We start from the raw sequence: 1,676 nt of genomic DNA, 5'->3' as shown, positions 1-1,676 counted from the left end.
GCGGAGGTCGATCACCGTGCTGGTGTCGTATGGCTGGGTGGCGGCCAGCAGTGTCTGGAGCCGGGAGGCCACCAGCGTCGAGTCGATGCGGGCGGGACACCTCCCGATGTCCCGCCCGCCGTTGGTTTCCGCTGTCACGAACGCTTTACTCACACGGTGACGCCCGCCTGACTCGCGAGCTTCACCAACTTCGGGTTGCTCCGCCTGTGCAGGGTGATGAGGACCCGCAGGACCTCCTGACTGGTCGGGTGGACCCTGGCCATCTGAGGGGTGACCTCCCACGCGTCGGTCAGGGATTCCAGAGCGCCTTCCCTGTCCTTCAACGCGAGTTTCGCCCTGGCGACGTTGAGGTGCAGGTGACCCCGGCGCGTCGGCGGCAGTTTCAGCGGCTGGCGGCTGATGTCCCGCATCACGTCGAGTGCTTTGCGGTGCTGCTCCAGGTCGACGAACGTCGCGACGAGGTGGTTGGCCGCGTTCTCCGGACCGAAGTGCATCCCGTGCATCTCGACGTCCTCGGCGAAGTTCTCGGACCATCGCACGGCTTCCCTGGCATGTCGGGCGACCTCGGCTGACTCCCTGAGTCGGCCGGCGAGGGTCAGGCCGCGCATGTGCAACTGCCCCAGACCCCACGCCTTGTTCGGCCCGTCTTCCGCGCCCTCCAGCCGCACGATGGCCCGGTTGATCACGGCGAGCCCACCGGCGAAGTCTCCCGAATTCAGGAAGGCTCCGGCCTCGTCCCGCACCGCGACAACCGCGGTCAACGGGTCGGCGCGCTCGGCCGCGAGTTGCTGGCGCACCACCGCCAGCTCGGCCAGTTCCATCCACCGGTGCCGAGCAGCGAGGTAGTACACCGCGCTGTAGACGTCGGCGACCATGGACCACGCCGACGGCGTACCTGCCGCGTGGGCGTAGTTCGTCGTGCATGTGATCGCCTGCGGGAGTGCGGTGAGCAAGCCCCGGAGGTTGGCGTCTCCACGAAGCCGGAAGATCGTGGCCAGTTCACGTTTGATGACCTGGGGGTCGCTCGGCGGGTCGCCAGGCAGGTCGAACCGCCTCATGACGGCGCGCAGTTCCTTGAGCTGCTCGTCCTCGCCACGCTGGGGCACCGCCTGACCGAGAACCTCGTCGAGGGTGACCCCCATGCCTCGGGCAAGTGCAGCGGCCACACCGGGGCTGAGCGCCCAATCACCGATCTCGATCTTGCTCAGCAGTGACACGGACACACCTGCCGCGCGGGCGAGTTGCACCTGACTCATGCCCCGCTGCTTACGGATGATCGCGACGTTCCTGCCTGGCCCGGGTGTTTCGGTCTTCATGTGTGTGGCCTTCCCACGAGGGGGCACTTCTCCCTCATAGTGCCACCGCTGGGTAATTGCCTCATGACACGCTGTGCAAGAAGTGTGCACGTTCGCCGAGTTCAACTGGTGTTGAGTGATGCTCCGCCGGGGTGCGGCAGGACTCGGAAGCGTTCCCGAGGTGTGCATCTCGCCCCACGCCCAATGCCTTCAGGAGCGCGGATGGTGGAAATGCCATCGCTACCCCTACCGGTCGTCACCGTCGCCGGGCCGAGATAGGCGACCGCGTCTCGTCCGTTCAGTCCTCGTGTTCGTTCACGGGCGGGGGCTGCCCCAGTAGCGGGCGAGACGCGGGATGAGGCCCCGTTGGTGGAGCGGGGC

Annotated in this window: 1 protein-coding gene; it reads right to left on the bottom strand. The window is 67.1% G+C overall.

Translation table 11 applies throughout. The annotated features are described in order from the left end of the window. Positions 1-149: 149 nt before the first annotated feature. The gene (locus LX15_RS32025; protein WP_301305603.1) at positions 150-1,316 is read right to left on the bottom strand and encodes a helix-turn-helix domain-containing protein; all 1,167 of its coding nucleotides are present in this window, start codon (positions 1,314-1,316) and stop codon (positions 150-152) included. Positions 1,317-1,676: the final 360 nt, after the last annotated feature.

Source organism: Streptoalloteichus tenebrarius, from assembly GCF_024171885.1.
GTDB lineage: Bacteria > Actinomycetota > Actinomycetes > Mycobacteriales > Pseudonocardiaceae > Streptoalloteichus > Streptoalloteichus tenebrarius.
The sequence above is the reverse complement of the archived record's forward strand: the minus strand, read 5'-3'. Positions and strand labels throughout refer to the sequence as shown.

Bases quoted from the DNA above. Each gene is read 5' to 3' on its own strand.
- LX15_RS32025 (WP_301305603.1), bottom strand. From the start codon at position 1,316: ATGAAGACCGAAACACCCGGGCCAGGCAGGAACGTCGCGATCATCCGT.